The sequence below is a fragment of the Streptomyces sp. NPDC059906 genome, assembly GCF_042730645.1.
GTDB classification, from domain to species: Bacteria; Actinomycetota; Actinomycetes; order Streptomycetales; family Streptomycetaceae; genus Streptomyces; species Streptomyces rubrogriseus.
In genome coordinates, this window is the sequence record NZ_JBHWKU010000021.1 from 136403 (window position 1) to 141298 (window position 4896).

Sequence of the window (4896 nt, forward strand, 5' to 3'; positions counted from 1 at the left end):
CGGGGGGGGCCCCGGGCCCCCGGGCGCCCCCCCCCCCGGGGGCCCCCCCCGTTCCCCCCCTGTCGGGGGGGGGGGCCCCCCGGGGGCCCCCCCCACGACCCGTGGCCGTACTGCGACGAACCGCACGACAAGCACGCGGCACCGGTGGTCCTCTCCCCGGACGACGTCCGGCGTCACCGCCGTATCCGCGCCGCGTCGGCCGAGCGGCTGCGCCTCGACCCCGATGCGGCCGAGTGGACCGCCGAGGAGCGCGAGGCCCTGGAGCGCATCAACTCCGGCCGCTCGTGGTTCGACGGACCGATCCCCCTCCTTCCCGTCGCCCAGCTCCACGCCCGCGACATCCCCTTCCCGTGTCCCCCCGGCAAGGACCTCCTCCAGGTCCTGTGGTGCCCCTTCGACCACGAGGAGTACGCCCACCCCAGGACTGAACTGTTCTGGCGTGACTCCGCCACCGTCACCGACGTCCTGGACGCGCCCACCGAGCCGCCCGTCGTCCAGCTCGACTACTACGTCCCGGAACCCTGCCTGTTCTCTCCGGAACAGGTGACCGAGTTCCCGCATCCCAGGGACCTGGAGGACGAGATCCGCGACCAGTTGGCCGATGCGAGGTACTGGGAGGCGATCGGCCCCGCACGGTACGGCTCCTACTCGACCGACGTGGGCGAGCTCTACCTGGGCAACCTCTCCACCGCCCCGGGATGGAAGACCGGCGGCTGGACCGGCTGGGACGTCACTGACCCCGACGACCGCCCCTGCGCTGCCTGCGGCACCCAGACGGTGCCCTTCCTCACCATCGCCTCCTCGGAATGGGATGCCATCAGCAAGTCCTGGGTCCCCGCGGAGGACCCGGCCAAGCCGGCTCGGCATCCTCTGGGCGCCCAGGACGGCAACTTCACCCTGATCGACATCGCCGGCGGGAACAAGCTGCAGCTCTATGTCTGCCCGGCCGACCCGTCCCACCCCCACATCGCCCTGGTCCCCTGACCGGCACACAACCCCGGTCTCTGCGTCCGCTGGGATCGTGCCAACGGGTTCTGAACACGCGACGACTCAGCCGGCCGTGGCCTCCAGCGCCACGGCCGGTGCGTTCGCCGGGCGCGGCACGCCCGACGGGTCGAGCACGAACAGCGCGACGTCCAGCAGGTCGCCGCGGACGCGGGCGTCCTCGGCGTACCCGGCGAGCGAGAAGTACACGCCCCGCGCGGACTCCGCCACGGCCGTCAGCCACAGGCACTCCACGTCCCGCACCGAGGCCGGGCCCACCGTCGGATCCACCTGGACGACGAGGCCGGGCGCGGCCAGCCCGATGCCGGACAGCGGGCGCTGGTCCGCGCGGCGCACGTCCCGGTGGCCGAGTCCGCGCAGATACAGCACGGCGGCCGTGACCGCGTCGCGGGCGGTGCGGATCGGAACGGCCCGGTGCGCCGGCACCCGCGACCCCGCAGTGCGCCCGGACCGGCCCGCGGCCGCGTGGTCCACCGGCACGCACAGCACCGTCCCGCAGGGGCAGCCCAGCTCCGGCCGCGGCCACCGGCTCTCGGTCCCGCAGGCCGCGCAGCGCACCCCGATCCACTCCTCGTCCCAGGCCCGCCGGGTGACCGCGGTGGCGGCCCCGCGCGGGTCCAGCTCCGGGGCGACGGGCGCCCCGCACACGCAGGGGTACGACGGTGCCGTGTAGCGGTGCCGGCGCCCGCAGGCGGTGCAGCACACCGAGATGGTCTCGGACATGACCCCCATCGTCCTCTCTTGACGGCCCCCGGCTGCCCACTTACATTACTTCCAGATCGTAGAAAACAAATTTCGCTATACGGAAGTTGCTACGGAAGAAGCTCACCGCGGGGCGCGACGGGAGTGCGAATCCGACAGCCGGATCAGGAGTACTCGATGGCTCGTATGACCGCTGCCCGAGCGGCAGTTGAGATCCTCAAGCGCGAGGGCGTCACCGACGCGTTCGGTGTGCCCGGTGCGGCGATCAACCCCTTCTACGCGGCACTCAAGGCGTCCGGCGGTGTCCAGCACACCCTCGCCCGTCACGTCGAGGGTGCCTCGCACATGGCCGAGGGCTACACCCGCACCCACCCCGGCAACATCGGCGTCTGCATCGGCACCTCGGGCCCGGCCGGCACCGACATGATCACCGGTCTCTACTCGGCGATCGGCGACTCGATCCCGATTCTGTGCATCACCGGCCAGGCACCGACCGCCGTGATCCACAAGGAGGACTTCCAGGCCGTCGACATCGCCTCCATCGCCAAGCCGGTGACCAAGATGGCGGTCACCGTCCTGGAGGCCGCGCAGGTCCCCGGCGTCTTCCAGCAGGCGTTCCACCTGATGCGCTCCGGCCGCCCCGGCCCGGTCCTGATCGACCTGCCGATCGACGTCCAGACCACCGAGATCGAGTTCGACCCGGAGACCTACGAGCCGCTCCCGGTCTACCGGCCCACCGCCACCCGCGCCCAGATCGAGAAGGCGATCGGCCTGCTCAACGCCGCCGAGCGGCCGCTGATCGTGGCCGGCGGCGGTGTCATCAACGCCGACGCCGCCGACCTGCTTGTGGAGTTCGCCGAGCTGACCGGCACCCCGGTCGTGCCGACCCTGATGGGCTGGGGCCTGCTGCCCGACGACCACGAGCTGAACGCCGGCATGGTCGGCCTGCAGACCTCGCACCGCTACGGCAACGCGACCTTCCTGGAGTCCGACTTCGTCCTCGGCATCGGCAACCGCTGGGCCAACCGCCACACCGGCAAGCTGGACGTCTACACCGCCGGGCGGAAGTTCGTCCACGTCGACGTCGAGCCGACCCAGATCGGCAAGATCTTCGCCCCGGACTACGGCATCGCCTCCGACGCCAAGGCGGCCCTGGAGCTGTTCGTCGAGGTCGCGAAGGAACTGAAGGCGGCCGGCAAGCTGCCCGACCGCTCCGCCTGGGCCGCCTCCGCGCAGGAGCGCAAGGCCACCCTCCAGCGCCGTACGCACTTCGACGACATCCCGATCAAGCCGCAGCGCGTCTACGAGGAGATGAACAAGGCGTTCGGCCCCGAGACCCGGTACGTCTCCACCATCGGCCTCTCCCAGATCGCCGGCGCCCAGATGCTGCACGTCTACCGCCCGCGGCACTGGATCAACTGCGGCCAGGCCGGCCCGCTCGGCTGGACCGTCCCGGCCGCCCTCGGCGTCGCCAAGGCCGACCCGGACGCCCAGGTCGTGGCGCTCTCCGGCGACTACGACTTCCAGTTCATGCTGGAGGAGCTGGCCGTCGGCGCGCAGCACAAGATCCCGTACGTGCACGTCCTGGTCAACAACTCCTACCTGGGCCTGATCCGCCAGGCGCAGCGGGCGTTCGACATCGACTTCCAGGTCAACCTGGAGTTCGAGAACATCAACTCGCCCGAGCTGGGCGTCTACGGCGTCGACCACGTCAAGGTCGCCGAGGGCCTGGGCTGCAAGGCGATCCGGGTGACCGACCCGAACGAGCTGGGCGCGGCCCTGGAGCAGGCCAAGAAGCTGGCCGCCGAGCACCGGGTGCCGGTCGTCGTCGAGGCGATCCTGGAGCGCGTCACCAACATCTCCATGTCGGGCACCAACGACATCTCCAACGTGGTGGAGTTCGAGGAGGTGGCCACGGAGCCGGGGCACGCCCCGACCGCGGTCAGGACGCTGAAGGTCTGACCGACCCGGCGCCCAGGGCCGAGAGCGGCCCGTCCCTCTCCTCGGGGGGACGGGCCGCTCTCACATGTATGCGGGGCCCCACGTGTGCGAGCCCTCCGTGTGCGGGCCCCACATGTGTGCGGACCCCATGTGTGCGTTCAGTCCGAGCCGCCGCCGCCCCCCGAACCGCAGCCGCCCGAGTGGTCCCCGTGGCCCGTGCCGCCCCAGTCGCCCGAGACCGAGTCCTCGTACTCGTCGCGCCACCTCAGGAACCTGCCCCGGCCCAGCGAGAAGCGCACCCCGTCGGCCGCCGGTGCGCCCGGGTCCATCAGTCCGGTCCGCAGCGCGAAGCGGGGCAGGAGCAGGCGCAGGGCGGCATCACCGTGCAGCGCGACCGCGAGCAGCGTGTCCTCGTCCGTCAGCCCGTGCCTGACCGCCGGCAGCGGATGCCGCTCCCGCCAGAACGCCACGCGCCGGCGGGCGCCCCGGGAGGGCCTGAGCCAGGGATGGGTCAGCAGTCCGTCCTCCGCGAGCGGGATGCGCGTCAGGGCCAGGGCCAGGCGCACGTCGGCGTGCCGGACCAGCTCGCGGGCGGTGAGCGGCTCGCGCAGACAGTCCAGGACGGTCCCCTCGAACGGCCCCAGTCCCTCCGGCTCCGGGCCCGTCGCGCACAGCGTCCTGCCCGGGCCGGTCTCCACCGCGCCCAGCAGGTGCAGGGCGACCACCGCCACCGTGACGGCGGCCCGCGGCCCGCCGCCCAGCAGCGCGACCTCGTGCGGCTCCCACCCGATCTCCGTGCCACCGTCCACGACACCACCCCCGTGCGCCCCGTGCTGTGCCGGGGTTGTGCCCGCTGCGGATGACTCCTACGCGCGTTCAGCCACCGCGGTGCTCGTGGTGCTCGTGCAGCCCCGGCCAGTCCTCCGGGCCGCCGCCCTGCCACTCGACCAGGTCACTCGACTCGACGTCGGTCACGTAGAGGTCGGCCAGCCGCAGCAGTTCGGCGACGTCGTCGACGTGCGAGGCGACGCCCAGCGTCTCCTCGCCGGAGGTGACCCGGCGGGAGCCGTCGAGGGCGGGGGAGTGGACGACGATGTGCGGATGCTCGGGCGGGTGCGCGGTTGCCATGCCTCCAGGCTGCTGCGCGGAAGGAGAATCCGCACCCGGTGAACGTGGAACGGCGAACGCCGAGAAGCGGGGGGGGGGGGGGGCGCCGCCCCCCCCCCCGCCGAGCCCGGGGAGGGTGTA

5 protein-coding genes are annotated in these 4896 nt (G+C 72.5%); 2 read left to right on the forward strand and 3 right to left on the reverse strand.

Annotated elements, in window-relative coordinates:
* Window positions 1–144 precede the first annotated feature (144 nt).
* Complete coding sequence (locus tag ACFV9J_RS27965) at window positions 145–984, forward strand: hypothetical protein (protein ID WP_385358447.1); 840 nt, start codon at window positions 145–147, stop codon at window positions 982–984.
* 66 nt (window positions 985–1050) lie between these two features.
* On the opposite strand, the gene ACFV9J_RS27970 is transcribed toward ACFV9J_RS27965, so the two are convergent.
* On the reverse strand, window positions 1051–1737 hold the full coding sequence (locus tag ACFV9J_RS27970; RefSeq protein WP_385358449.1) for a hypothetical protein: 687 nt from the start codon (window positions 1735–1737) through the stop codon (window positions 1051–1053).
* A 147-nt stretch (window positions 1738–1884) separates the two neighbouring features.
* On the opposite strand from ACFV9J_RS27970, the gene gcl reads away from it, so the two are divergent.
* Entirely contained in the window at window positions 1885–3669 is a 1785-nt protein-coding gene (gene gcl, locus ACFV9J_RS27975; protein WP_361006237.1) for a glyoxylate carboligase, read from the forward strand.
* A gap of 137 nt (window positions 3670–3806) precedes the next feature.
* Here gcl and ACFV9J_RS27980 read toward each other — a convergent pair whose 3' ends face one another.
* Window positions 3807–4457 (reverse strand): TIGR04222 domain-containing membrane protein, encoded by a 651-nt coding sequence (locus tag ACFV9J_RS27980; protein WP_385358452.1) that lies wholly within the window; start codon window positions 4455–4457, stop codon window positions 3807–3809.
* A gap of 67 nt (window positions 4458–4524) precedes the next feature.
* Window positions 4525–4776 carry a hypothetical protein gene (locus tag ACFV9J_RS27985; RefSeq protein WP_385358453.1) on the reverse strand — a complete coding sequence of 84 codons (252 nt, stop codon included), beginning with the start codon at window positions 4774–4776 and terminating at the stop codon, window positions 4525–4527.
* Window positions 4777–4896: the final 120 nt, after the last annotated feature.

Excerpts from the sequence above, each read along its gene's own strand:
- gcl (WP_361006237.1), top strand. The coding sequence starts at position 1,885 with ATGGCTCGTATGACCGCTGCCCGAGCGGCAGTTGAGATCCTCAAGCGC.
- ACFV9J_RS27985 (WP_385358453.1), bottom strand. The coding sequence starts at position 4,776 with ATGGCAACCGCGCACCCGCCCGAGCATCCGCACATCGTCGTCCACTCC.
- ACFV9J_RS27970 (WP_385358449.1), bottom strand. The coding sequence starts at position 1,737 with ATGGGGGTCATGTCCGAGACCATCTCGGTGTGCTGCACCGCCTGCGGG.